We start from the raw sequence: 22039 nt of genomic DNA on the forward strand, positions 1-22039 counted from the left end.
AAAGAAGAATTAATTAAACCATGAAATGAGGTGGATCAATGGTTGACCAAAACAAGCAGACGGAAGATATTTCTTGCTCCTTTTGTGGTAAGTCTCAAGATGAAGTTAAACGAATAGTAGCCGGACCTGGTGTTTTTATCTGTAATGAGTGTGTAGACTTGTGCCAAGAAATAATGGAAGAAGAGCTGCAAGCAGAAGAAGATTCCTATACCATTGACGAATTGCCGACACCAGCGGAAATTCGCGATATCCTAAATGAATACATCATCGGCCAAGACAACGCCAAAAGAGCCCTCTCGGTTGCAGTTTATAACCACTATAAACGCGTCAATTACTTGCAGGAAACAAGAGATGAAGAAGATGTTGAATTACAAAAAAGTAATATTTGTTTGATCGGGCCAACGGGGTCAGGGAAGACCTACCTTGCCCAGACCTTGGCAAGGATCTTAAATGTCCCTTTTGCCATTGCTGATGCCACTAACTTGACAGAGGCAGGCTATGTGGGGGATGATGTGGAAAACATCTTATTAAAACTCCTGCAATCGGCAGACTATGACGTGGACCGGGCCCAACACGGCATTATTTATGTTGATGAAATCGATAAAATTGCCCGAAAATCCGAAAATGTCTCTATTACTAGGGACGTCAGTGGGGAAGGGGTTCAACAAGCTCTTTTAAAAATTTTAGAAGGGACTACAGCTTCTGTTCCCCCTCAAGGTGGGCGGAAGCATCCTCAACAGGAAATGATCGAAATTGATACCACTAATATCCTCTTTATCGTTGGAGGAGCCTTTGACGGAATTGAGTCTATTGTCAAAGAACGCTTAGGTGAGAAATTAATCGGTTTTGGAACCTCCAACCGCAAGAAAGAAATTGATGATAGCCAGTCCATTATGCAAGAGATTATACCCGAAGACTTGCTTAAGTATGGTTTGATTCCAGAATTTATCGGTCGCTTACCCATCACAGCCGTCTTAGATAAATTGGATGAGGATGACCTGGTTCAAATCCTTACCAAACCAAAAAATTCATTGGTCAAACAATACGAAAAACTCCTCGAAATGGACCAAGTTGACCTTGAGTTTGATGAAGCTTCTCTCAGAGTCATTGGCAAGAAGGCAATCGAAAGAGATACCGGGGCTCGGGGCTTACGGTCTATAATTGAAGCCATCATGTTAGATGTCATGTATGACGTTCCAAGCCTGGATCAAGTTAAAAAGGTCGTGGTTACGGAATCAGCTGCCTTGGGTGAAACCAAGCCCGATTACCTGGATGCAGATGGCAAGCTTGTTTCTAGTGATAATTAGACATTGACTAGACATCACACAATAGCCATAAAGACTCCTTGACTGAGGAGTCTTTATTTCTTTTAGGTTCTTATAAAAAGCTGTGGTATAATATTGAAGTAATCAAGCCAGTAAGTTTTGAAAAATAGATTCTTGCAATGAGGTAATTTATGGATCCAAATCATATCCAAAAAGCAGACATCTTAATCTCAGCGGTCAGCCAAGACCAATACCCAGACCAAGGCCTCCCAGAAGTGGCTTTGGCTGGTCGGTCCAATGTTGGCAAGTCATCTTTTATCAATAGTATGGTCAACCGGAAAAAACTGGCCCATACTTCCAGCAAGCCGGGAAAGACTCGGACTCTTAACTTCTACCAGGTTGAAAATGAGCTCTTGCTGGTGGATGTGCCGGGATATGGCTTTGCTAAGGTATCCAAGGCTGAGCAAAACCGCTGGGCAGCTATGATGGAAGAGTACTTTGCCAGCCGGGAAAGTTTGGTCTTGGTCATCCAGTTAGTTGACTTTCGGCATAAGCCTAGCCAACTAGACATCCAAATGTACGAATACCTGAGTCATTTTAACCTGCCTGTTTTGGTGGTAGCGACCAAGGCTGATAAGGTCAAGCCTTCCAAACGAGACAAGCAAATACAAGATATCACCCAAGCCTTGAACCTTTATGATGGTGACCAGTTTATGGTCTATTCGGCCGAAAGCAAGGAAGGCAGGGACCAGGCTTGGCAAATTATTCGGGAATTTTTAAGGGATGACCAACTATGAAACTTTTAATGTATGGCATCGATACAACACTGTTAGACTCGGATGCCCAAAGCTTTTTCTTAACCAGCTTTCAAAACCAAGAAGGACTGGTCAAACAAATCAAGTCTTTCCAAGGTGTCTTAGAAGTCTACCTGCTCAATATTAGTCAAGAATTTGAGATTTACCTCTTTATTGATGAAACCAGCTTTAGCCATGGGGACTTGCTACGCTACCTGGCCCAAGAGAGCCAGTTGGACTTAAATGACCTTATCAACTTCTCCTATTCCCTTTACAATGAAGAGGCCATTAATCATTTGTTTAAAAAGAGTTATGACTTTAGTTTGCTCTTGCCTAGCCAATACTTCCAGGACATGATCGAGTCTAGTTTGTCGACCAGACGTTTATTTCATTTGGGACCCCACTTTAAAAAGCTCTTCCGTAGTCTCTATAATTTTATGTTTGAAGACTCTGAAGAAGCCTTGAGTTCTTATAATATCGTCAGCCAGCTTTTATTTATCATGAAGTCTTGCCAGTATATCAATGCAAAAGAAAGTGACTTGGTTATCTTGGGGGCTAATATTGAGAGCTTGTACATTTCTTACCGCTTGAAAAAATACGGAATAAAGTCGATTACCCTGGCGGCTGCTAATGACTTTGAATTTGACCAGATGCAAGCCTACCTGGCTGATTTAAATCCAGGCCTTTTTGAATTGGACCCCCATTTCCATTTAAAAGTCATTAAGCTGGATGAGATGAACTACCGGTATGGGGCAGCGGACATTTTCGTGAACTTATTGGTTGGTTTTTCCGACATGCGTCAAGCCTTATTAGAAAGAATCAGACAGGTCCGCCTAACCCCAAAAGCTGTGGTTTATGCATCTTTTTACGCTGAAGAAAACACACCATTTATTGAATATAAATTGACCTTGACCATCATTTCCAAAGACCACTATTTAAGTGAGGAAATGCAAAAGGCCATCCGACTGGCAGCAGAAAAAACCTACCAACAATTACTAGGAACTTAAAAGAAAGGAGGACTCAATATGTCTATGTTTGTCGACTACACCAAAGTTAACCTGAGAGCCGGTAAGGGCGGTGACGGAATGGTGGCTTTTAGACGAGAAAAGTATGAGCCCAATGGTGGACCAGCAGGCGGCGACGGTGGCAGTGGTGGTAACATCATCTTCAAGGTAGATGAAGGCCTCCGTACCCTGGTAGACTTCCGCTACAACCCCCATTTCAAGGCAGATAGTGGCCAAAATGGTATGCCTAAAGGAATGAATGGCAAGAAGGCAGAGGACTTAATTATCAGTGTCCCGCCTGGAACCATCATCCGGGATGCCCAAAGTAAGGCCGTACTTGCTGATTTACAAGGAGAAGGGCAAGAAGTCTTGGCAGCCCAAGGTGGCCGGGGAGGTCGAGGCAATAAACGTTTTGCTACGCATAAGAACCCAGCTCCTTCCATTGCCGAAAACGGCGAGCCGGGCCAAGAGCGGGATGTCGAATTGGAATTAAAAGTCATGGCCGATGTTGGCCTAGTGGGTTATCCTTCTGTCGGGAAATCGACCCTTTTGTCGGTTGTCTCAGGCGCTAAACCTAAAATTGGAGCCTATCACTTTACTACACTTGCCCCTAATTTAGGTGTAGTGAATGCAGTGGACGGCAAGGAATTTGTCTTGGCGGATATTCCTGGCTTAATTGAAGGGGCTTCAGAAGGGGTTGGTTTGGGGATTGACTTCCTCAAGCATATTGAAAGAACCCGACTCCTCCTCCATGTCCTTGATATGAGTGGAATGGAAGGCCGCCAGCCAATTGATGATTTTGACCAGATTAACCAAGAACTAAAAGACTACAATGAGAAATTATTGGACCGCAAACAAGTCATCGTGGCCAATAAAATGGACCTGCCCCAGTCAGCGGACAATTTAGCCGAGTTTAAAGCTGAATTGGCCAGCCGGGGTCTCGACTATGAAATCTTTGAAGTGTCTGCTGCCACCCAGGCTGGCATTCAGGACCTCGTTGTCCGTCTGGCTGACTTAGTCGACCAACTGGACAAAGTCCCAAGTTTAGACCAGGAAGAAGCTGGTGCAGACGAGCAAAGAGTGGTCTACAAGTTCCAGGCAGACCAAGAAAGCTTTGACCTTGACCGGGACCCAGAAGGGGTTTGGCTAGTTTCTGGTCCCAAGGTCGAGCGTTTGTATGCCATGACCAATTTTGATCATGAGGAAGCCATTATGCGGTTTTCCCGCCAGCTAAGAGGGATGGGGGTTGACCAAGCCTTAAGGGACAAAGGCGCTCAGTCTGGTGACCCTGTCCAGGTTGAAGATTTTGTCTTTGAGTTCATGGATTAGATAGGAAGTTTTATGGAAATACAATTTTTAGGAACCGGGTCTGGCGTTCCCTCAAAGCACCGGAATGTTTCCAGCCTGGCCTTAAAACTCTTAAATGAATTAAATGAAATTTGGCTTTTTGATTGCGGTGAAGCCACCCAGCACCAAATTTTACGGACGAATATCAAACCACGCAAAATTTCAAAGGTCTTTATCACCCACCTTCACGGGGACCACATTTTTGGCCTGCCAGGCTTTTTAAGCTCACGAGCCTTCCAAGGAGGAGCTTCACCTCTGACCTTGTATGGTCCTCCAGGTATTAAGTCCTTTGTTCAAACGGCCTTAACTGTCTCTAAGACCCACCTCAAATTTCCCATCAATTATGTCGAATTCTGTGACGGGGACCGGGTCCTATCCGACGACCACTTTCAAGTGACAGTCAAAAAGGTCAAGCACGGAATTGATTCTTTTGGCTTTCGGATTGTTGAAAGGGATAAAAAGGGGTCCTTAAACAGCCAAGCCTTAAAGGAGGCCGGTGTGCCATTTGGTCCCCTTTATGGCCAGTTAAAGGCTGGCAAGCAAGTGACCTTGGAAGACGGCCGGATCATTAACGGGAAAGATTATATTGGCCCTGACATACCTGGCCGTAAAATTACCATTATTGGGGACACCAGGCCATGTCCCAACACCCTTGACCTGGCCCAAGACGCAGACGTTTTGGTCCACGAAGGAACGTTTAGCCACCAAGAAAAAGACTTGGCCAAGGCTTACAACCATTCCACTAGTGTGGAAGCAGCCAGACTAGCCAAAGAGGCCCAGGTCCAGGACTTACTCCTCAACCACATTTCGGCCCGTTACCTAGGTCCGGACCTGGAAGAATACCTCAGCCAGGCCCAGGAAATTTTTGCCAAAACCCATATCATGCATGACTTTTCTTCATTTTCCATACCAGCTAAGGGTTAACGATAGTCGATGAAAGCATTTGGGGTGAACTTTTGTTTACCCTTTTTAACTAGGGAGGACAAGTTTATGGCAAAACAAGTATTAATCACAGGTGCTTCCTCAGGCATTGGCCAGGCTTGTGCCTTGGAGAGTGTCCGTCAAGGCTACCAAGTCCACCTTGTTGCTAGACGGTGGGACTATCTCAAGGCTGTCCAGGCTGCCTGTGACCAGGTCTTTCCAGGTTCGGCCTTTATTTACCAAATAGACTTAGCCGATATGGCAAAAACGGACCAAGCCTTAAGTGACCTCTTAGCTAAACACCAAATTGACATTTTGGTGAATTGTGCTGGTATCGGTCTGGCCAAGCCCTTGCTGGAGACTTCTTATGAGGAAATAGTCAAGTTATTCCAGGTCAATGTCCTAGCCTTAGCTTACTTGTCTAAACGCCTGGCTAGTCATATGTTAGTCAAAGGGTCGGGTCACATTGTAAATATTGGGTCTTTGGCAGGAAAAGTTCCGACTGCTTCCACTAGTATTTATTCAGCTACAAAGGCTGCCGTCATTTCCCTGTCCGATGCCCTACGCTTAGAATTGAAAGACTATGGGGTTTATGTAACTTCAGTCAACCTAGGGCCGGTTGATACAGACTTTTTTGAAAAAGCTGGCGTCTCTTCATCTTACCTGGCAAAGCTTTCGTCCCTCACCTTGGATCCAGACCAGGTGGCCAAACGAATAGTCAAGATCTATATGAAGCCCAAACGTCAGGTCAACCTTCCCATTATTATGAGCCTAGGTGTTAAGCTACATAACCTTTTTCCTAGCCTGTCAGAGGCATTTATCTATACATTTTTCAAGAAATAAACTAAAGGTGGATCCAGATTGAGCCAATTAAATTGGAAGTTAAATACAGAAGTAGACAAGGACTTAGTCAAAGACCTAGGGGGAGACTTGCCTTATTCCGATCTTTTCTTAGAGCTTTGTCTGTCTAGGGGCCTGGATACAGTAGAAGCTATCCAATCCTTTACCGCCAAAGATCCAAGTCAATTTCACGACCCAAGCTCCTTGTATGAGATTGACAAGGCAGGGAATCGGATTTTCAAAGCAGTAGAAGCTGGCGAAAAGATCCTGATTTACGGGGACTATGATGCCGATGGAGTGACGTCAACGGCTATTTTATACGAATGCCTCCTGACCTTGGGAGGGCTGGTGACCTACTATATACCCGACCGCTTTAATGATGGCTATGGGCCTAATGCAGATCGCTACCAGGAATTTATTGACCAGGGAATTGACCTGATTATAACCGTTGACAATGGAGTGGCTGGCCATGAGGCGGTGGACTTGGCCATGAGTCAGGGAGTTGACGTCATCATCAGTGACCACCACGGCCTGCCAGACCAGCTACCGGATGCCTTGGCAGTGGTCCATCCAGCCCACCCCCAAGGAGACTATCCTTTCCAAGACTTGGCTGGGGCTGGCGTGGCATTAAAATTAAGCCAATATCTATTGGGGGAAGTCCCTCAAGAAATGTTGGACCTAGCAGCAATTGGGACCGTAGCAGACATGGTCTCTTTGACCGGAGAAAACCGAACTTTGGTCCAGTTTGGTCTGGACCAATTAAAAGAGAGTCAACGGTTGGGCTTGAGACGGTTGATCACAGACTTAGCTATTCCTTTCTCGGAAATTGACGAAGAGACAATTTCCTTTAAACTTGCCCCTGTTCTGAATGCAGTCGGTCGTTTGGAGGATGCCAACCAGGTTGTTGAACTCTTGACTAGCTTTGAAGAAGAAAGGGTTGCTAGCCTGTCCCAGCACTTTATCCAGGTCAATGAAGACCGCAAGACCTTGGTCAAGGAAAGTGTAGCAGAAGCCTTGACCTCCTTAAACCCAAACGATCATATTCACATCGTCAAGGCTGACCACTGGCACCAGGGTGTCCTTGGTATTATGGCCAGTCGGATCGTTAATGAAACCGGCAAGCCTGCTATAGTCCTTAAGGAATTTAAGAAACAAGGCATTGTCAAAGGATCAGCCCGGTCAGTGGAAAATTTTGACCTCTTTGCTGCTTGTAGTGAAGTGAGAGAGTTATTTGTCAGTTTTGGTGGCCACCAAATGGCTGCTGGAATGACCTTAGAGACCAGTCGTTTAGATGAATTAAGAGACTTCCTCAACCAAAGGCTAGCCCAGCTGAAAGAAGAGATAGACATCAGGCCTAGCCTGGCCATTGATGGTGAAATAAGTCCTGACCAGGTCACCTTGGCCACCATTCGCGAACTTAACTTGCTCAAACCTTTTGGCCAAGACAATCCAAAACCTCAATTTATTCTTAAGAATCCGCCGATTAAAGAGGTTAGACGAATCGGCCAGGATAAGAGCCACCTGAAATTAATCCTTGACGATCAAGATCGGAAGCTAGAAGGGATTGGCTTTTCCCTAGGACATTTGGCAGATTTCCTTGATTCAAAAGCCCAATGTCAGCTTGTGGCTAACCTGGATAAAAATGTCTGGCAGAACCAAGCCAAGGCCCAGCTGATGATTCAAGATATTCGGCTCTTGTCTGCAAGAATCATTGACAAAAGAACCAACCAGCTGAAAAAATCTCTTTTTACCCGAACTAAAGCCTCTTATATCTGCTTTAACCAGGCTATTGCCAGCCAGGTCAAGCCTTATCTTCCAAGCCAGGCCCAGCTTTTAACAGCTCAAGAAGCGGAGGCAGGTCAATCCTTGCTGGAAGAGGTCTACTTGGTAGACTGTCCTCAGTCATTGGGCCAGTTTAAGGAACTCTTGCCCCAGATAAGCGATAAGCAGGTTGTTCTTTACTTTTTCAAACCATCCAGCCTCTATTTTAACGGCCTACCCCAGCCAGAAGAATTCAACCGGGTTTACAAGTACTTAATTGGCCACAAAAGTCTTCCCCTTGCCCAGGCTCAGTCCCGCTTGCCAAACTATCTTCAGATGACTTCTGTCACTTTTAATCTTGTCATTCAGGTGTTTTTGGAAGTAAACTTTGTTAAAATAGAAAGTGGACGCTTACTCTTTGAAGGTAGTCATCAAAAGATTGACCTTGAAGCAACGTCTACTTACCAGTCCATGCAAGCGGCTATGGAGGCGGAAGAAGCCTTACTCTTTAGCCCAAAAGACCAAGTGCGGTCTTACTTTGATGCAGAGTTAAATAAAGAATAAGGGGTAAATAAATGAACTATAAAGATTATATTGCCAATGTTCCAGACTTTCCTGAAAAGGGGATCATTTTCAGAGACATTTCTCCACTGATGGCTAATGGCCCAGTCTTCCAAGAGGCTATCCAAGATATTGTCGACTTTGCTCAGGATAAGGAAGTCGAAGTGATCGTAGGTCCAGAAGCCAGAGGTTTTATTGTCGGTTGTCCGGTAGCCTATGAATTGGGGATTGGCTTTATACCAGCCCGCAAAAAGGGCAAGTTACCCCGAGAAACCATGGAAAAATCTTACGGCCTAGAATACGGGGATAGTGTCCTACAAATTCACAAGGATGCCATCCAACCCGACCAAAAAGTTTTGGTTTGTGACGACTTGTTGGCCACTGGCGGGACCATCGCTGCCACTATTGACTTGGTTGAAGACTTAGGAGGTCAGGTTGTCGGTACTGCCTTTTTGATTGAACTCTTAGGTTTAAAGGGCAGGGACAAGATCAAAGACTATGACCTCTTAAGTTTAACCCAATACGATTAACAGACAAGAGCAAAAGGCCTGGAGTGGTAATGTGAAAAAGCAAATCTTGCCGAAATTTGATAAAAAAAAAGGATTAGAAATTGGCTTATACACCATTGGCGACCACTTGTTTCAAGCCGGACTCAGCCACTTATCCGTAAAAGACCGGATCGACCAGATCCTTGACTTAGGAAAGATGGCTGACCAAGCAGGTTTGGCTATTTTCCAAGTGGGCGAGTCCCACCAGGAAGACTTTGTCTCTTCCGCCCACCTCATCCTTTTGGCAGCCATTGCCAGTCAAACGGGCAGGATTAAACTGGCTTCTGGGGCCACCACCATTAGCACAGGAGACCCAGTCCAAGTTTTTGAGCAAGCGGCTACCATCGACCTCCTGTCCCGGGAGCGGATGGAGTTAGTTTGTGGGCGGTCAGCCCGGGTTGGTAATTTTAAAACACAAGACTATGATTTAGACCAATATGAAGAATTGTTTGAGGAAAAATTTGACCGCCTACTCGCTATCAACACCCAAGCCTTTCCAAGCCAGGTAGATAAAAAGGAGGGAGGTCAATCCTTGGTATGGCCTCGACCAGACCGACCTGAAGGGGGTCTTCCCATTTGGCAGGCTAATTCCGGCAGCCTCCAATCGGCCCTTCAGGCGGCCCGGAGGGGGGTCCCCCTCCACCTGATGCAGGTCAGTGGCCAGGTTGACTACTACCAAGACTTATTCCAGGCCTACCAAGAAGAAGCCAAGGCTTATGGCTATGGCTACTTGCCCATCGCAACGGCTAGTTTCATGATGGTCAAAGCCCAAAGAGACCAAGCCATTAGCAAGTACCTGCCCCGGATTAAAGAGGGCATGGCTCGAGTGCGGACGGCTTATCTAGATCAACTGGATGGCAAGGATGTCGCAAGCGTCGACCATGTTTTAAACATTGGGTCTCCTGCTTCTGTTGTGGAGAAAATCCTCAACCAATATGAGCACTTTCACCATGACCGCTATGTCGCCCAAGTAGACTTCGCTGGGGTCTCCTTAGATGATATCAAGGAAACCATTGACTACTTAGGGGAGAAAATTATCCCTGAAGTACAAAAATATACCAAAAAATAAAAAAGAACCGGTTAGCTAGACTGCCTGGCTAACCGGTTCTTTTGGTATAGATTCTTACAAGTTAATAAAGCTTTTAATATCGGCTTCACTCATGCTACTGTCGCTAACTGATTTGACACCATCTGTTGAATCATCAGAGTAGAGGAGGGCAGGGACAGTTGGGACCTCGTATTTTTCCCTAAAATCTGAGATAGCTTCCAAGTAGTCAGGATGTTGGGAGTGGAGGAAATTGATGGTCAAGTCCTGGTCTTGAGCAACTTGGTGTAGACGAGGAATAAATTGGCAACAGAAAGGGCAGGTTTCCCGGCCCACAAAGACGATGCTGCCTTGGCCTGCTTCTAAGAGTTCTTCGGCTTTTTCTGGGGTAACTTCATTAAAGCTTTCAGCTAATTGCAAGAATTCTTGTGGACTAACTGACATAAAAATCTCCTTCTTTCCAGTCGTGAATTACTATCTTTTAGTAAGCTAACTACTATTATAGGTAAAAAGAATTCAACTTGTCCACTAAAAGACCTGGCTGCGGTAGAGGGAAATGACCTTACCCAGGATGGATACTTGGTTTAAAATGATAGGGTCGAGCCGGTCATTTTCGGGTTGAAGGCGGATATGGTCTTTTTCTTTGTAGAAACGTTTGCAGGTGGCTTCATTTTCCTCAGTCATTGCGATAACGATATCCCCGTTAGAGGCGTCTGCTTGCTGGCGGACAATGACCTGGTCACCGTCAAAAATTCCAGCATTGACCATACTATCCCCAGATATGGTCAGCATAAACAAGTTCCCCCGCTCTAACTCCAAGTCATGCGGCAAGGGGAAGAAGTCATTGGCTTCTTCATAAGCTAAAATTGGCTCACCAGCTGTAACCACACCCAATAGGGGGATCTGCTTGTCATCTTGTCCTTCATCGATACCTAGTTTATTGAGACCGAGAGGGGTGACCTCCATGGCCCGGGGCTTGGAAGAGTCGCGGGTGATGAAACCTGCCTTGGCCAGGTTAGCCAGGTGGCCGTGGACTGTAGAGGTAGAAGACAGCTGGGTGGCGTTGCCGATTTCCCGGACAGTCGGTGGGTAGCCTTTTTCACTGACTTCTTGGTAGATATAGCTGAGGATTTCTAATTGTTTTTCTCCTTTGCGCCCACGTTTAGCCATGCTGGCACTTCCTTTCTCGTTTGTAGTCACTATCAGTATACCATATTAAAAAAAGAGATCAAACATAAGTTCGGTTATCCTAGTAGGAAATAAGCAGGTTTCTACCCAAAGCCTTTTATAAATGTTATAATGAACAAGTATCAGTTTAATAAGGAGGACTTAGCGTGTTATCTCAAGACAAACTTGACCGGATTAATGTTTTAGCTCGTAAGGAAAGAACCGAGGAAGGGCTAAGCCCAGAAGAAAAAGAAGAACAAGCTTCCCTTAGACAAGAATATATCAAGGCTTTTCGGGCCAATTTCAGAGGGACTTTGGAAAACACTAAAATTATTGACCCAGAAGGCAAGGATGTGACACCCGATAAAATTAAAAAAATTCAAAAAGATAGAGGACTCCATAACCGTTAATAGAAGGGGGTTAACACATGTTTGATCGAACTGACCAATTAGCCGTTGACACCATCCGCTTGTTGAGTGTAGACCAAGTTGAAGAGGCCAATTCCGGCCACCCAGGTTTGCCCATGGGTGCCGCTCCCATGGCCTATACCTTGTGGTCCAAGCACCTATCCCTTAACCCAGCCAATCCCAGCTGGATTAACCGTGACCGTTTTGTCTTGTCGGCAGGACACGGGTCAGCTATGCTTTACTCCTTGCTTCATCTGTCAGGTTTTGACGTTAGCCTAGAAGACTTGAAGAATTTTCGCCAGCTTGGGAGTAAAACCCCTGGCCACCCCGAAGTCCACCAGACGCCAGGTGTGGAAACTACTACCGGGCCTTTGGGTCAAGGATTTGCTAACTCGGTTGGCATGGCCATGGCCGAAGCCCACTTAAGAGAGCTTTACAATGAACCAGACTATCCTATTATCGACCACTACACCTACTGCCTGGTTGGAGATGGAGACTTGCAAGAAGGAATTTCCTATGAAGCAGGCAGTTTGGCAGGACATTTAAACTTAAATAAACTCGTTGTCCTCTATGACTCCAACGATGTCCAATTGGATGGACCGGTCAGCAAGGCCTTTTCCGAAGACATCAAAGGCCGGTTTGAGGCCCAGGGTTGGGACTATATCTTTGTGGAAGATGGGACCGACCTTAACCAGATCCATGCGGCCATTGACAAAGCCAAGCAGGTGGACAAGCCATCCTTGATTGAAATCAAGACCGTAATTGGTCAAGGAGCTCCGGACCAAGGGAAAGCTGCCGTTCACGGTTCTCCGATTGGCAAGGAAGGCCGGCAAAAAGCAGTTGAATCCTATGCTTGGCCTTACCAAGAGAACTTTTATATTCCTGAAGAAGTAAAAGACCGGTTTGATGAGACCATTATCAAAGAGGGCCAGGCTAAAAACCAGGCCTGGGATGATTTGTTTGCCCGATATAAAGAAGAATACCCCGAAAAAGCCCAAGCCTTAGATAAAGCCTTGGCTAGAGACCTACCTGACAATTGGGAGCAAGCCTTGCCGACTTACTCAGCTGGAGACGATAAAGCAACCCGGGCCTTGTCTAATGAAGTCATCAATGCCATCGCTCAATCCTTGCCTAACTTCTGGGGCGGGTCAGCTGACTTGTCCGGGTCTAACAAAACCGTTATCGACCAGGGCGAAGACTTCGCAAAAGACAATTACACAGGCCGTAACATTTGGTATGGGGTTCGAGAGCATGCCATGGCTTCAGCCTTAAATGGTATTATCCTCCACGGCGGAACTTATTCCTTTGTTTCAACTTTCTTTGTCTTTTCAGACTATCTCAGACCAGCTGTCCGCTTGGCGGCCCTCTCCCATGTCCCGGCCATTTATGTCTTAACCCACGACTCCGTAGCGGTGGGGGAAGACGGGCCGACCCACGAGCCAGTCGAGCAATTGGCCAGCTTCCGGGCCATGCCTAACCTGAATGTGATCCGTCCAGCTGACGGCAATGAGACGGCCGCTGCCTGGAAGATTGCCATTGAGTCCAAGGACCGACCAACCATGATCGTCTTGACCCGGCAAGGTCTACCTGGTTTGAACCAGACCAAAGAAGACCGGTTTGAACATGTTAAACACGGTGGCTACGTTATTTCTAGCCAAGAAGGCAACAAGCCAGATGGTATTTTACTAGCCAGTGGATCTGAACTTGCCCTAACCTTACAAGCGCAAGAAGCGTTAAGACAAGAGGGGATTGATGTTTCTGTAGTCTCTATGCCATCTTTTAACCTTTTTGATGAACAAAGTGAAGCTTATAAAGAAACCGTCCTACCAAGCAAGGTGACCAAACGCCTCGCTATTGAAATGGGGGCTTCCTTTGGTTGGGACCGCTACACCGGTCTTGAAGGCAATAGTTTAGCTATCGACAAGTTCGGCTCGAGTGGGCCAGGTAAAGAAGTGGTTGCTTCTTACGGCTTTACTGTTGACCAAATTGTCAAAGCCTATAAGAGCTTGTAAGGAAGATCAAATTTGAGGTCAATCAATCTCTTCTTTTATTTCCTTATCTTTTTGGTACAATAAGTAGGGTAGATTAAGTCAAAGAAGGGATGAAAGCATGAATTTAGCACTAGCCATTATCTTAATTATCTTAGCCTTAATTGGGGGGTTAATTGGGGGCTTTTTCCTAGCCCGGAAGTATATGATGGATTATTTCGAAAAAAATCCGCCAATTGATGAAGACATGTTAAGACTCATGATGCTTCAGATGGGGCAAAAACCATCTGAGCGGAAGATTAGACAGATGATGACCCAGATTAAGTCCAAGTCCAAAAAAGATAAATAAGACCAAAAAACCGCTAGGGCGAATGCCCCAGCGGTTTTTAAGACTTCATTTAGCTTTCAGAGTGTGAAGCCCGGTCCTTTAATTCTTGGTCTAACTGGTCAAAGGATGCCTGCATTTTGTCCATGTAGTATTGGTCCAGGTCCGAGACTCCTTCCACTCTTCTTTGGACCTCAAATCCTTGGCCGAAGATGACCCGGGTTTTCTTTCTTTTTAACAGGTCTTTGATGGTGCGCGGGCCGTCGTAGACCGCTGTGATGACTGGCTTCTTGCTCAACTTCGCGATGGTAGTGGCTCCGCCCTTGAGTTCAGTGGAATGTCTTGTACCAGTCGGGAAGATCATAAGAGCCTGGTCACTTTCTTTCAAGGCCTTGACCGGGGTTTTAATGACAGAAGGCCCTGGCTTGTCGCGGTTGACCGGGAAGGCTCCGATTTTTTTGATGATCCAACCAAAGATAGGGACATTGAAAAGTTCTTCCTTGGCCATGATGACAAATTCCCGCGGCCGGGTAGCGATGGCGATAAAAACAGGGTCCAACCAAGTCCGGTGAGGGGCAACCAGGACATAGGTATCCTTGTCCGGTAGGTTCTCCTTCCCGATGACTTCTAGGCGACCGTTCACGATGATCAGTAATCCATAAATCAAATTGACAAGAAATCTAAATAACATAAAAGTGACTCCTTTAAATTGTTAATATTAGTATGGTGTAAAAATCCTATCTAATCAAGGAAAAACTTGCTATTGCTGAAAATCTATAGTACACTTATAAACGGTTAATCAGACCAAAATCAAACACACCAATGGATTGGCCAGAGGGTGCTTTACTTGTAAAGTGTCTGGTCACTCGAAGTTGGTGGAAGAAAAACCAAAATGGAGGAATTTATTTATGTCAGTTGTTACCATGAAACAATTACTCGAATCTGGTGTCCACTTTGGCCACCAAACCCGTCGTTGGAACCCTAAGATGAAACCATATATCTTTACTGAACGTAACGGTATCTACATTATCGACTTACAACAAACCGTTAACATGATTGATGATGCTTATAACTTTATCCGAGACATCGCTGCTGATGGTGGTAATGTCTTATTTGTTGGTACCAAAAAACAAGCTCAAGAATCCATCAAAGAAGAGGCTGAACGTGTTGGTGCCTTTTACGTTAACAACCGTTGGCTCGGTGGGACCTTAACCAACTGGGACACCATCTCTAAACGGATTGACCGCTTGAAAGAGCTTGAAGAAATGGAAGAAGATGGTACTTTCGAAGTCCTTCCTAAAAAAGAAGTTGGTATCTTAATTAAAGAACGCGAAAAATTGCAATACAACCTAGGCGGTATTAAAGACATGCCTGGCTTGCCAGATGCCATTTTTGTTGTTGACCCTCGCAAAGAGGATATTGCGGTTAAAGAAGCACGCAAATTGAACATTCCAATTGTGGCTATGGTAGACACCAACTGTGACCCAGATGAAATCGATGTCATTATTCCATCAAATGATGATGCTATCCGTGCCGTTAAATTGATTACTAAAACCATGGCTGATGCCTTCGTTGAAGGTAAGCAAGGCGAGGAAGAAGTAGAAGAAGAAATCGCTAGTTCAGAAAGCTTGGAAGAAATGGTTGAAGCCGTTGAAGGTGACAACGAAGAATAATTAACCGTTAAGCGAATTTTGAACACTTTATTTCAGTAAAATAATTTAGGGGGCAAAAACATTGGCTAATATTAAAGCAGCTCAAGTGAAAGAATTACGAGACAAAGTCGGCGTCGGAATGATGGATGCCAAAAATGCACTGGTCGAAACAGACGGCGACCTAGACAAGGCCGTTGAATACCTGCGCGAAAAAGGTGTAGCTAAGGCAGCTAAAAAAGCAAACCGAATTGCTGCGGAAGGCTTAACCAAGACTAAAGTGAACGGCAATACAGCTGTCTTGGTCGAAGTAAACTCTGAGACAGACTTTGTTTCTAAAAACGACAAATTCTTGCAACTGGTTGAAGACATTACCAATGCGGTTTTGGAAAACAAACCAGCTAACATGGAAGAAGCCATGCAATTGGACATCAAAGGTCAAACCATTGAAGACACCATCACTGAAGCTACAACTACTATTGGTGAAAAAATCACCTTTAGACGGTTTGAAGTTGTAGAGAAAAATGATGACCAAGTCTTCGGTGACTATGAACACATGGGTGGCCGTATTTCCGTCTTAACCCTGATTGACGGATCAGATGTTGAAGTGGCTCGTAACGTTGCCATGCACGTGGCCGCTATTAACCCGCTTTATGTTACCAGTGAAGATGTGCCTAAAGACAGACGGGATGAAGAACAAAAAATCTTGACTGAACAAGCTAAAAATGAAGGCAAACCTGACCACATCGTTGAAAAAATGGTGGAAGGTCGCCTCAACAAATGGTTGTCTGAAATTTCCTTGACTGAACAAGATTATGTGAAAGACCCAGACGAAACTGTCAAAGACTACTTGGATAGTCATGACTCTGGCATCCAAACCTTCTTCCGTTATGAAGTTGGGGAAGGTATTGAGAAAAAAGAAGAAGACTTTGCAGCTGAAGTCCAATCACAAATTAACAATTAAAATTGACCAGCTGAAAGCTAACCACCAAATTCGCTTGAATTTGGTGGTTTTTTGCAAGGCTGGCTGAGATTTTGATGCAGGTTGGGCTGAAATATGTTACCATTAATCCAGATTAATTCTTTTGTTAGGAGAAGTATACATGAGTGAACCAATCTACAAGCGGATTGTCCTAAAGCTAAGTGGTGAAGCCCTGGCTGGGGACAAGGATTTTGGCATCAACCCGCTCACCATCCAAAAGATTTGCCAGGAAATTAAAGACGTCTATGAACTGGGAATTGAAATTGCTATTGTTGTCGGTGGTGGCAATATCTGGCGGGGCCAAACCGGGTCAGAAATGGGCATGGAGCGGGCCCAAGCTGACTATATGGGCATGATTGCTACCATTATGAATGGTCTAGCCCTCCAAGACAGCCTGGAGAATGCCGGCGTTCCCACCCGGGTCCAAACCTCCATCGAGATGAAAGAGGTGGCCGAGCAATACATCAGACGACGAGCGATCCGCCACTTGGAAAAGGGTCGGGTGGTTATCTTTGCAGGTGGTACCGGCAACCCTTACTTCTCAACCGACACCACTGCTGCTTTAAGGGCTGCTGAGATCAAGGCTGATGTCATTATGATGGCCAAGAACAATGTAGATGGGGTTTATTCGGCTGATCCAATGAAAGATGATGCAGCGGTCAAATATGACAAGCTCACCTATCTTGATATTATCAACCAGTCCCTTGGGGTTATGGACACCACAGCTTCAACCTTAAGCATGGACAATGATATTCCCTTATTGGTCTTTAAGCTCAATGAAAAAGGCAATATCAAGCGGGCGGTCCTAGGTGAAGCAATCGGAACAACAGTAAAGGGGAAGACAAATGAGTAAAGAATTGTTGCAAGATTTAGAAAACAGAATGACCAAAGCCATTGACTCTCTAAACTATCAACTGGGGGGTATCCGGGCAGGACGTGCCAATGCTAGCTTAGTGGAACGGGTACAGGTCAACTATTATGGGGCACCAACTCCCTTAAACCAATTGGCTCAAATTTCAGTTCCTGAAGCCCGGGTTTTATTGATCTCACCTTATGACAAATCGACCCTCAAGGATATTGAAACAGCCATTCAAAAGTCTGATATTGGCATCCCACCTGCTAGTGATGGGGAAGTGATCCGCTTGGTTGTACCAGCCTTAACAGAAGAACGGCGGAAAGAAATTGCCAAAAAAGTTGGCGAGGAAGAAGAAAAAGCCAAAGTTTCCATCCGAAATATTCGCCGGGAAGGCATGGACAGCTTAAAAAAATCAGAAAAAAACAGTGAAATCTCTGAAGACGAAAAAAAACGTTACGAAGACCAGGTCCAAAAACTGACCGACAAGTATACCGACCAGGCCGACCAATTGTCTCGTCAAAAAGAAAGAGAAATTCTCGATAACTAATACAAAAGACCCCCAAGCTAAGCTAGCTTGAGGGTTCCTTTCTATTATAATTCTTCATTCATCAAGTACGACACAATTTTAGTGACAAGGAAGCTAACAATTAAGGTCAGAATATATTTTTTGATTCGTTTTTTCAAAGTGCGTCCTCCTAACATCTTTACTAAGCTTATTATAGCATAGCACAAAAGTAAATAGTTATTAGAGGTAGATGTTTGAATACTGTTAGAAAAGTGGGAAGTGGACTTGGGCTATAATCTCCTTATTGATTGTGATATGATTGATTTAAATCATTTTTAAAGGGGAGTTGATTTGCTCCCGTCCATATTAGTGTTTAAACAAAGTGAGGTAAATAAAGTGGCAGATGTAAGTAAGGTGAATGGTCAAGCGACCCAAAGAGCGGAGCTACACCGGCGAATTTGGGCTATTGCTGATGACGTTCGAGGGGCAGTAGACGGCTGGGATTTTAAGCAGTACATATTAGGTATTTTATTTTACCGGTTTATTTCAGAAAACATTACTGAATTTTCAACTTTGCTCGCTAGGAAAAGGATGATAAGATCAAGAGTTTAATAGAAGAGGAGAAATTGAAAGAAGATTCCACCCGTTTTATCCATAAGTCCATCGACTAGGGCTATGTGGAATATGTTGGGAATGAACTCGATAATATTCTTCCTCCAACCTCCCGTAGGAAAGGAGCTCGGGAGCGGAAAAAAGAGACCGTCTTAGAAAAAATAAGAAAAGTAGTAGAGGTCTTTGTCGGGATTTAATGACGGACTGACCAGGTAACTAGCCCCAATCCAAGGCGAAAGATTTCTGTTATTTTGCAAAAAAACTGTTTGACAGTCTATGATAACTATGATAGTATAACTTTAATCATTAAATAAGGCAATGAAGTGATAAGTAGCTCATGGCGTTTTCTAAGAGAGCCTACGTGTGGTGGAAGTAGGTAAAGCTAAGTGAGTGAATATGGTCACTGAGCATGAATAATTCAAGCAAGTGTGAGAGTTATTCGGGACCACCCGTTACAGTGGCAGAGTTTGATAGAACTCGATGAGTGTTGGCTTTAGTCAACGAAAAAAGGTGGTACCGTGAACTAGCTTCGCCCTTTCAGTCTATAAAGAGACTGGGGCGGAGCTTTTTTTATTGCTACTTATTTCAATGGTAAAGACCCTAGCTTACTTGACCTAGGGGAATTTAGTAGGAGGAGTGAAGACCGATTGATCGAACTGACAGAAGTTTCTAAGATTTTTAAGCAGAACAAGTCTGAAGTCAAGGCTGTTGACAATGTTTCCTTGTCCATTAAGACAGGGGAGATCTTTGGGATTATTGGTTATTCTGGTGCCGGCAAGTCAACCTTAGTCCGGACCATCAACGGCCTAGAGAAAGCTTCTGGAGGCCAAATTTCCATTAATGGCCAAAACTTGTCCCAAATGTCTAACAAAGACTTGCGGAAGGCGAGACAAAAGATCGGCATGATTTTCCAGCACTTCAATATTCTTTGGTCCCGTACAGTCAGGGAAAACATCATGTTTCCCTTAGAGATTGCGGGCGTTGGCAAGGAAGAGCGGATCAAGCGAGCAGACGAATTAATCAAGTTGGTTGGTTTAGAAGGTAAGGAAGATACTTATTCAGCCCAATTGTCCGGTGGGCAAAAACAAAGGGTAGGGATCGCCCGGGCCTTGGCCAATGACCCAGATGTTTTGCTTTGTGACGAGTCCACTTCTGCCTTGGACCCTAAGACAACTGACGATGTTTTAAACTTACTACTTGAAATCAACAAGAAGTTTAGTTTAACCATCGTGATCATTACCCACGAAATGGAAGTAATCCGGAAAATTTGTGACCGGGTCGCCGTCATGGATGCGGGTGCTGTTGTGGAGGCTGGAGATGCTGACGAAATCTTTAAGAATCCGCAAAAAAACATTACCAAACGCTTTATTTTACAAAGTGAAGATGACGACACAGAAAAAGCCTTGAAAGACTTTATTGCAAGCCAGCCCCAAGGCCATGTCTTCAGTATTCACTATGATAGAGACAAGGTCCAGGCTCCTTTAATTTCCCAGGCCAGTCGCAAGTTTGATATTGATATCAATATTATCTCGGGATCGATCTATTCAACTAAGGCTTCGCCTTCAGGTACCCTCTTTGTCCAAGCCTTAGGAGATGATGAGGCTATCGAGGCGGCCGAAGAATTTATTAGCCAGTCAGCAAAAGTGGAGGTGATCTACCGTGCCTAATCTTTTTTTAGCAAGTGTGGACCTGTCAGAATTTGTTGCTTTTGAAAATGTCAACTGGCCAAATGTCCAGCAAGCAACGGTAGAGACCATCTACATGACCCTCTTGTCCATGATCGCAGTCTTTGTCTTTGGACTCTTATTGGGCCTGCTCCTCTTTGAGACTCAAAACAAAGAAGGTAAATTCTTCCAGGTTTTCTACTACATCGTTGCCGTTATCGTTAATATTTTTAGGGCTATTCCCTTTATTATCTTAATTGTCTTACTTATTCCCTTCACCCGGTCGCTTTTAGGGACCATGACGGGACCCAATGCAGCCTTACCAGCCTTGATACTCTCCAGTGCTCCCTTCTATGCCCGCTTGGTGGAAACCAGTTTTAGGGATGTAGACAAGGGGGTCTTAGAGGCAGCCAATGCCATTGGAGCTAATGAGTTCCAAATTATTTACAAGGTTTTGATCCCAGAATCATCACCTGCTCTCATTGCTGGCTTGACCACCACTAGTATTGCTGTTTTAGGCTTTACCGCTATGGCGGGAGTCATCGGTGCTGGTGGTTTAGGGAACCTGGCCTACTTGCAAGGTTTCCAGCGGTCCAACCCAGCTGTTACTTTAGTGGCAACCTTAGTTATTTTAGTTTTAGTTTTTATCATTCAAGGTCTTGGTGACCTGACAGTTAAATTATTAGATAAACGTTAATTGAACAATAGGAGGAATTATAATGAAAAAAGCAAATCTATTAGCAAGTTTAGCCGCGTCAACCCTACTTTTAGCTGCTTGTGGTAATGGTGGCGAAGAAGACGCTAACCAAGAAGCTGAAAACGAAGAAGTTACCAACCAAGAAGAAAACGACAACGGTGAAGAAGCTGCTGAACAAGAAGCTGCTGACAGTGGTGAAGACGACGATGAAGAAGGCGAACCAGTCACTCTGACAGTTGGTGCTTCCAACACCCCCCACGGTGAAATCTTGGAATTTGTCCAACCCCAATTAGAAGAAGAGGGCATTGAGCTTGAAATCGTCACCTATGACGATTATGTCCTCCCGAACGAAGCCTTGGACGGAGGGGACTTGGATGCCAACTATTACCAACACATTCCATTCCTAGAAAACTCTATTGAAGAAAATGGCTACGACTTAGTTAGTGCAGGCGGCGTCCACGTTGAGCCAATTGGGGCTTACTCCCATGACTATGACAGCTTAGCTGACTTGCCAGATGGGGCAGACATCCTAGTCTCCAACAACTTGGCAGACTACGGCCGTATCCTCAAAATGTTTGAAGACCAAGGTTTAATTGAAGTTGACGACAATGTGGACATCACCGAAGCAACCTTTGATGATATTGTGGACAACCCACATGACTTTAACTTCGACTATGAATACGACCCAGGCTTGATGCCTACCCTATATGAAAACAATGAAGGTGACGTTGTTTTCATCAACGCTAACTTTGCCGTTGACTCAGGGATTGACATCTTAGAGGAAGCCATTGAATTGGAAAGCACTGACTCCCCTTATGTTAACGTCATCGCCATTCGTGCAGAAGACGAAGGGGACGAAAATATCGAAAAATTACTCGATGCCCTCCACTCCCAAGAAACCAAAGACTTTATCAATGACACTTGGGAGGGAGCCGTTATCCCAGCCGATGAATAAGGCTATAACTGAATAAAGCGAATGCTTAAGCCAGCTAGTGTGCTTGCTAGCTGGCTTGCTTTTTGTCTTTATTGAGCAAATCGGGCTAACTTTCCTTTATTCAGGATAAATTTAAGAATTAGCGTGGCACTCTTTAGTCATTTTTC

General features: G+C 44.8%; 22 protein-coding genes, 1 pseudogene and 1 other annotated feature. Of the genes and pseudogenes, 20 read left to right on the forward strand and 3 right to left on the reverse strand.

Features of this window, described 5'->3' with window-relative positions; all coding sequences use genetic code 11:
* Positions 1-38 precede the first annotated feature (38 nt).
* From clpX to HMPREF9698_RS01545, 9 genes are all read left to right on the forward strand, one after another.
* Positions 39-1307, forward strand: a complete 1269-nt coding sequence (gene clpX, locus HMPREF9698_RS01505; protein ID WP_003776599.1) for an ATP-dependent Clp protease ATP-binding subunit ClpX — start codon at positions 39-41, stop codon at positions 1305-1307.
* 149 nt (positions 1308-1456) lie between these two features.
* Complete coding sequence (gene yihA, locus HMPREF9698_RS01510; RefSeq protein ID WP_003776601.1) at positions 1457-2062, forward strand: ribosome biogenesis GTP-binding protein YihA/YsxC; 606 nt, start codon at positions 1457-1459, stop codon at positions 2060-2062.
* Positions 2059-3066 carry a hypothetical protein gene (locus HMPREF9698_RS01515; RefSeq protein WP_003776603.1) on the forward strand — a complete coding sequence of 336 codons (1008 nt, stop codon included), beginning with the start codon at positions 2059-2061 and terminating at the stop codon, positions 3064-3066. Before yihA ends, HMPREF9698_RS01515 begins: the two co-directional genes overlap by 4 nt.
* A gap of 18 nt (positions 3067-3084) precedes the next feature.
* Positions 3085-4392 carry a GTPase ObgE gene (gene obgE, locus HMPREF9698_RS01520; RefSeq protein WP_003776605.1) on the forward strand — a complete coding sequence of 436 codons (1308 nt, stop codon included), beginning with the start codon at positions 3085-3087 and terminating at the stop codon, positions 4390-4392.
* A gap of 12 nt (positions 4393-4404) precedes the next feature.
* The gene (gene rnz / locus HMPREF9698_RS01525; RefSeq protein WP_003776607.1) at positions 4405-5334 is read left to right on the forward strand and encodes a ribonuclease Z; all 930 of its coding nucleotides are present in this window, start codon (positions 4405-4407) and stop codon (positions 5332-5334) included.
* Positions 5335-5400: 66 nt separating this feature from the next.
* The gene (locus tag HMPREF9698_RS01530; RefSeq protein ID WP_003776609.1) at positions 5401-6174 is read left to right on the forward strand and encodes an SDR family NAD(P)-dependent oxidoreductase; all 774 of its coding nucleotides are present in this window, start codon (positions 5401-5403) and stop codon (positions 6172-6174) included.
* Positions 6175-6192: 18 nt separating this feature from the next.
* On the forward strand, positions 6193-8496 hold the full coding sequence (gene recJ, locus HMPREF9698_RS01535) for a single-stranded-DNA-specific exonuclease RecJ (protein WP_003776612.1): 2304 nt from the start codon (positions 6193-6195) through the stop codon (positions 8494-8496).
* An 11-nt stretch (positions 8497-8507) separates the two neighbouring features.
* The gene (locus tag HMPREF9698_RS01540) at positions 8508-9023 is read left to right on the forward strand and encodes an adenine phosphoribosyltransferase (protein ID WP_003776614.1); all 516 of its coding nucleotides are present in this window, start codon (positions 8508-8510) and stop codon (positions 9021-9023) included.
* Between the two features lie 31 nt (positions 9024-9054).
* Positions 9055-10110: an LLM class flavin-dependent oxidoreductase gene (locus HMPREF9698_RS01545; RefSeq protein ID WP_003776618.1), complete on the forward strand. Its 1056-nt coding sequence runs from the start codon at positions 9055-9057 to the stop codon at positions 10108-10110.
* A gap of 54 nt (positions 10111-10164) precedes the next feature.
* Here HMPREF9698_RS01545 and HMPREF9698_RS01550 read toward each other — a convergent pair whose 3' ends face one another.
* Together HMPREF9698_RS01550 and lexA are read right to left on the reverse strand one after the other, a co-directional pair.
* Entirely contained in the window at positions 10165-10530 is a 366-nt protein-coding gene (locus tag HMPREF9698_RS01550; RefSeq protein WP_003776619.1) for a DUF6568 family protein, read from the reverse strand.
* 84 nt (positions 10531-10614) lie between these two features.
* The gene (gene lexA, locus HMPREF9698_RS01555; RefSeq protein WP_003776621.1) at positions 10615-11256 is read right to left on the reverse strand and encodes a transcriptional repressor LexA; all 642 of its coding nucleotides are present in this window, start codon (positions 11254-11256) and stop codon (positions 10615-10617) included.
* A 164-nt stretch (positions 11257-11420) separates the two neighbouring features.
* Between lexA and HMPREF9698_RS01560 the strand changes: the two genes are divergently transcribed.
* The 3 genes from HMPREF9698_RS01560 (at position 11421) to HMPREF9698_RS01570 (ending at position 13997) form a co-directional block, all read left to right on the forward strand.
* The gene (locus HMPREF9698_RS01560; protein ID WP_003776624.1) at positions 11421-11663 is read left to right on the forward strand and encodes a DUF896 domain-containing protein; all 243 of its coding nucleotides are present in this window, start codon (positions 11421-11423) and stop codon (positions 11661-11663) included.
* Between the two features lie 17 nt (positions 11664-11680).
* Positions 11681-13672: a transketolase gene (gene tkt, locus HMPREF9698_RS01565; RefSeq protein ID WP_003776625.1), complete on the forward strand. Its 1992-nt coding sequence runs from the start codon at positions 11681-11683 to the stop codon at positions 13670-13672.
* A 97-nt stretch (positions 13673-13769) separates the two neighbouring features.
* Positions 13770-13997: a YneF family protein gene (locus HMPREF9698_RS01570; RefSeq protein WP_003776626.1), complete on the forward strand. Its 228-nt coding sequence runs from the start codon at positions 13770-13772 to the stop codon at positions 13995-13997.
* A 49-nt stretch (positions 13998-14046) separates the two neighbouring features.
* Here HMPREF9698_RS01570 and HMPREF9698_RS01575 read toward each other — a convergent pair whose 3' ends face one another.
* Positions 14047-14664, reverse strand: a complete 618-nt coding sequence (locus HMPREF9698_RS01575) for a lysophospholipid acyltransferase family protein (RefSeq protein ID WP_003776628.1) — start codon at positions 14662-14664, stop codon at positions 14047-14049.
* A gap of 217 nt (positions 14665-14881) precedes the next feature.
* Between HMPREF9698_RS01575 and rpsB the strand changes: the two genes are divergently transcribed.
* From rpsB to HMPREF9698_RS01615, 8 genes and pseudogenes are all read left to right on the forward strand, one after another.
* Positions 14882-15646, forward strand: a complete 765-nt coding sequence (gene rpsB, locus HMPREF9698_RS01580) for a 30S ribosomal protein S2 (RefSeq protein ID WP_003776630.1) — start codon at positions 14882-14884, stop codon at positions 15644-15646.
* 61 nt (positions 15647-15707) lie between these two features.
* Complete coding sequence (tsf, locus tag HMPREF9698_RS01585; RefSeq protein WP_003776632.1) at positions 15708-16586, forward strand: translation elongation factor Ts; 879 nt, start codon at positions 15708-15710, stop codon at positions 16584-16586.
* Between the two features lie 139 nt (positions 16587-16725).
* A complete protein-coding gene (gene pyrH / locus HMPREF9698_RS01590; RefSeq protein WP_003776634.1) occupies positions 16726-17457 on the forward strand; it encodes a UMP kinase in 732 nt (243 codons plus the stop codon).
* Entirely contained in the window at positions 17450-18007 is a 558-nt protein-coding gene (gene frr, locus HMPREF9698_RS01595) for a ribosome recycling factor (protein ID WP_003776636.1), read from the forward strand. The genes pyrH and frr overlap by 8 nt, the downstream gene beginning before the upstream one ends.
* Before the next feature lie 372 nt (positions 18008-18379).
* Positions 18380-18532 (forward strand): annotated as a pseudogene (locus HMPREF9698_RS01600) (type I restriction-modification system subunit M N-terminal domain-containing protein); the annotation flags it as partial.
* Between the two features lie 354 nt (positions 18533-18886).
* Positions 18887-19117 (forward strand) — a binding site (T-box leader).
* A gap of 107 nt (positions 19118-19224) precedes the next feature.
* A complete protein-coding gene (locus HMPREF9698_RS01605) occupies positions 19225-20244 on the forward strand; it encodes a methionine ABC transporter ATP-binding protein (protein WP_003776641.1) in 1020 nt (339 codons plus the stop codon).
* A complete protein-coding gene (locus tag HMPREF9698_RS01610) occupies positions 20237-20938 on the forward strand; it encodes a methionine ABC transporter permease (RefSeq protein WP_003776643.1) in 702 nt (233 codons plus the stop codon). The genes HMPREF9698_RS01605 and HMPREF9698_RS01610 overlap by 8 nt, the downstream gene beginning before the upstream one ends.
* 22 nt (positions 20939-20960) lie before the next feature.
* A complete protein-coding gene (locus HMPREF9698_RS01615) occupies positions 20961-21893 on the forward strand; it encodes a MetQ/NlpA family ABC transporter substrate-binding protein (RefSeq protein WP_003776645.1) in 933 nt (310 codons plus the stop codon).
* The last annotated feature ends 146 nt before the right edge of the window (positions 21894-22039 follow it).

Source organism: Alloiococcus otitis ATCC 51267, from assembly GCF_000315445.1.
Classification (GTDB): Bacteria; Bacillota; Bacilli; order Lactobacillales; family Carnobacteriaceae_A; genus Alloiococcus; species Alloiococcus otitis.

Coding starts and splice junctions, on each gene's coding strand:
- HMPREF9698_RS01550 (WP_003776619.1), bottom strand. CDS start 10,530: ATGTCAGTTAGTCCACAAGAATTCTTGCAATTAGCTGAAAGCTTTAAT.
- tkt (WP_003776625.1), top strand. CDS start 11,681: ATGTTTGATCGAACTGACCAATTAGCCGTTGACACCATCCGCTTGTTG.
- HMPREF9698_RS01515 (WP_003776603.1), top strand. CDS start 2,059: ATGAAACTTTTAATGTATGGCATCGATACAACACTGTTAGACTCGGAT.
- clpX (WP_003776599.1), top strand. CDS start 39: ATGGTTGACCAAAACAAGCAGACGGAAGATATTTCTTGCTCCTTTTGT.
- HMPREF9698_RS01615 (WP_003776645.1), top strand. CDS start 20,961: ATGAAAAAAGCAAATCTATTAGCAAGTTTAGCCGCGTCAACCCTACTT.
- lexA (WP_003776621.1), bottom strand. CDS start 11,256: ATGGCTAAACGTGGGCGCAAAGGAGAAAAACAATTAGAAATCCTCAGC.
- frr (WP_003776636.1), top strand. CDS start 17,450: ATGAGTAAAGAATTGTTGCAAGATTTAGAAAACAGAATGACCAAAGCC.
- pyrH (WP_003776634.1), top strand. CDS start 16,726: ATGAGTGAACCAATCTACAAGCGGATTGTCCTAAAGCTAAGTGGTGAA.
- HMPREF9698_RS01530 (WP_003776609.1), top strand. CDS start 5,401: ATGGCAAAACAAGTATTAATCACAGGTGCTTCCTCAGGCATTGGCCAG.
- rpsB (WP_003776630.1), top strand. CDS start 14,882: ATGTCAGTTGTTACCATGAAACAATTACTCGAATCTGGTGTCCACTTT.
- HMPREF9698_RS01575 (WP_003776628.1), bottom strand. CDS start 14,664: ATGTTATTTAGATTTCTTGTCAATTTGATTTATGGATTACTGATCATC.
- HMPREF9698_RS01570 (WP_003776626.1), top strand. CDS start 13,770: ATGAATTTAGCACTAGCCATTATCTTAATTATCTTAGCCTTAATTGGG.
- obgE (WP_003776605.1), top strand. CDS start 3,085: ATGTCTATGTTTGTCGACTACACCAAAGTTAACCTGAGAGCCGGTAAG.
- rnz (WP_003776607.1), top strand. CDS start 4,405: ATGGAAATACAATTTTTAGGAACCGGGTCTGGCGTTCCCTCAAAGCAC.
- HMPREF9698_RS01540 (WP_003776614.1), top strand. CDS start 8,508: ATGAACTATAAAGATTATATTGCCAATGTTCCAGACTTTCCTGAAAAG.
- yihA (WP_003776601.1), top strand. CDS start 1,457: ATGGATCCAAATCATATCCAAAAAGCAGACATCTTAATCTCAGCGGTC.